Genomic DNA, 2,216 nt, shown 5'->3' with positions numbered 1-2,216 from the left:
CCGTGAGGTGGTCAAACTGAGCGAAGAAATTGCCAGTCTGCGAGTAGATGAGCGCTATGAAATGCTTCGCATTCTCCAAGAAATTTCTGAGCGTGTCCGCCCTCATGCGGCTGAGATCGCCAATGATGCTTGGATTATCGGTCATCTGGACTTGATTCGTGCCAAGGTCCGCTTTATCCAAGAAAGACAAGCGGTCGTTCCTCAGCTGTCAGAAAATCAAGAGATTCAACTGCTCCATGTCTGCCATCCTCTGGTCAAAAATGCCGTCGCAAATGATGTCCATTTTGGTCAAGATTTAACAGCGATTGTTATTACAGGTCCCAATACAGGTGGGAAGACCATCATGCTTAAAACTCTCGGATTGACGCAGGTGATGGCTCAGTCTGGTTTGCCGATTTTAGCAGATAAGGGAAGTCGTGTTGGTATTTTTGAAGAAATCTTTGCTGATATTGGCGATGAGCAGTCTATTGAGCAGAGCTTGTCTACCTTCTCTAGCCACATGACCAATATTGTGGATATTCTTGGCAAGGTTAATCAACATTCACTTTTACTCTTGGATGAGTTGGGGGCTGGTACAGATCCCCAAGAGGGAGCCGCTCTTGCCATGGCTATTCTGGAAGACCTTCGCTTGCGTCAAGTCAAGACCATGGCGACCACCCACTATCCGGAACTCAAGGCCTACGGTATTGAGACAGCCTTTGTGCAAAATGCCAGCATGGAGTTTGATACTGCAACTCTACGCCCGACCTATCGCTTTATGCAGGGAGTTCCTGGCCGAAGCAATGCTTTTGAAATTGCTAAACGTTTAGGCCTATCTGAAGTTATTGTCGGGGATGCCAGTCAGCAGGTCGATCAGGACAATGATGTCAATCGGATTATTGAGCAACTGGAAGAGCAGACGCTAGAGAGTCGTAAACGCTTGGACAATATCCGTGAGGTGGAGCAAGAAAATCTCAAGATGAATCGTGCTCTCAAAAAACTCTACAACGAGCTCAATCGTGAAAAGGAAACCGAGCTTAACAAGGCGCGTGAACAGGCTGCTGAGATTGTGGACATGGCTCTCAGTGAAAGTGATCAGATTCTTAAAAATCTCCATAGTAAATCTCAACTCAAGCCCCATGAAATCATTGAAGCCAAGGCCAAGCTGAAAAAATTGGCTCCTGAAAAAGTAGACTTGTCCAAAAACAAGGTTCTTCAAAAGGCTAAGAAAAAACGAGCTCCAAAGGTGGGAGATGATATCGTTGTTCTCAGTTATGGACAGCGTGGTACCTTGACCAGTCAACTCAAAGACGGTCGCTGGGAAGCCCAAGTTGGCTTGATTAAGATGACCTTGGAAGAGAAAGAATTTGACCTCGTTCAAGCTCAGCAAGAAAAGCAAGTCAAGAAGAAACAGGTCAATGTTGTGAAACGAACTTCTGGGCGAGGACCTCAAGCTAGACTGGACCTTCGAGGCAAACGCTATGAAGAGGCTATGAATGAGCTAGATGCCTTTATCGACCAAGCCCTGCTTAACAATATGGCTCAAGTTGATATCATCCATGGTATCGGAACAGGTGTCATCCGTGAAGGTGTCACCAAATACCTACAAAGAAACAAGCATGTCAAGAGTTTCGGCTATGCCTCACAAAATGCTGGAGGCAGTGGTGCGACTATTGTCACTTTTAAAGGATAGAAGTATTCTGAGCTTTATACAGTAAAAACTGTTGAATTAAGTTTTACTAATAAACACATTGACAAAAGCCAACATTTTTTGTAAAATAAGAATCAATTAAATACCAACACCGAATGAAGTTTAATAGAAGTGGGGAATCGTTTGATTTTCCATGACTGTAAATGGACGGAACTCTGGAGAGACCGTAAAGGCACCGAAGGGGCAAGGCAGGCAACTGCTCAAACTCTCAGGTAAAAGGACAGAGCTAGGATAGACCGCTTTTTAGCATTTATCTAAGCATTCCAGAGTACATGTATCTTGCATGTGCTCTTTCTTTTGGGGTTGAAAAGATAGGAGAAGGAAATGTTAGAATTGCTTAAATCAATCGATGCTTTTGCTTGGGGACCGCCCCTCTTGATTTTATTAGTCGGAACAGGGATTTACCTAACTATTCGGCTAGGACTCTTGCAGGTTTTGCGTCTGCCTAAGGCCTTTCAGCTTATTTTTATCCAGGATAAGGGACATGGGGATGTATCCAGTTTTGCAGCTCTGTGTACGGCCCTGG

The 2,216-nt window shown here is 44.7% G+C and carries 1 protein-coding gene, 1 pseudogene and 1 riboswitch; the gene and the pseudogene both read left to right on the top strand.

Going from position 1 to position 2,216, the window contains the following annotated elements; genetic code table 11:
- The coding region (locus SMIDD26_RS08335; RefSeq protein ID WP_061439808.1) for an endonuclease MutS2 at nt 1-1,672 on the top strand (1,672 nt) is incomplete at its 5' end.
- 163 nt (nt 1,673-1,835) lie between these two features.
- Nucleotides 1,836-1,924, top strand: a riboswitch (glycine riboswitch).
- A gap of 90 nt (nt 1,925-2,014) precedes the next feature.
- Nucleotides 2,015-2,216 (top strand): annotated as a pseudogene (locus SMIDD26_RS08330) (sodium:alanine symporter family protein); the annotation flags it as partial.

This window comes from Streptococcus mitis, assembly GCF_001579035.1.
In the GTDB taxonomy this organism is placed as follows: Bacteria; Bacillota; Bacilli; order Lactobacillales; family Streptococcaceae; genus Streptococcus; species Streptococcus mitis_J.
The sequence above is the reverse complement of the archived record's forward strand: the minus strand, read 5'-3'. Positions and strand labels throughout refer to the sequence as shown.